The organism is Streptomyces spinosus, assembly GCF_020400655.1.
Taxonomy (GTDB): Bacteria; Actinomycetota; Actinomycetes; order Streptomycetales; family Streptomycetaceae; genus Streptomyces; species Streptomyces argyrophylli.
This window is the reverse complement of record NZ_JAINRC010000085.1, coordinates 1-286: the sequence shown is the minus strand read 5'-3', so window position 1 is coordinate 286 and position 286 is coordinate 1. Positions and strand designations below refer to the sequence as shown.

The 286-nt window shown below is 73.8% G+C and carries 1 protein-coding gene; it reads left to right on the top strand.

Annotation, left to right across the window (positions count from 1 at the left end; all coding sequences use genetic code 11):
• A partial coding sequence (locus LG395_RS41030; protein WP_225814708.1) for an MmyB family transcriptional regulator occupies nt 1–286 on the top strand: 286 nt, incomplete at both ends.

Sequence of the window (286 nt, the reverse complement as noted above, 5' to 3'; positions counted from 1 at the left end):
GCTCGCCGCGATCAGCGTGGACTACTACACCCGCCTCGAACAGGGCCGCGTCCGTGCCTCCGCCCCCGTACTGGTCACCCTGGTGCGCGCCCTGCGCCTGGACGACGACCAGAAGCGGTATCTGTACGGTCTCGCCGGGCGGAGCGAGGACCGGCCGAAGCGTCGGCGCCGGCCCGTCCAGCCCGTACGGCCGCCCATGCGCCGCCTGCTCGAACAGCTCACCGACACCCCCGCGCTCGTCCTCGGCAGACGCCTGGACGTCCTGGCCTGGAACCCGGCCGCCGCA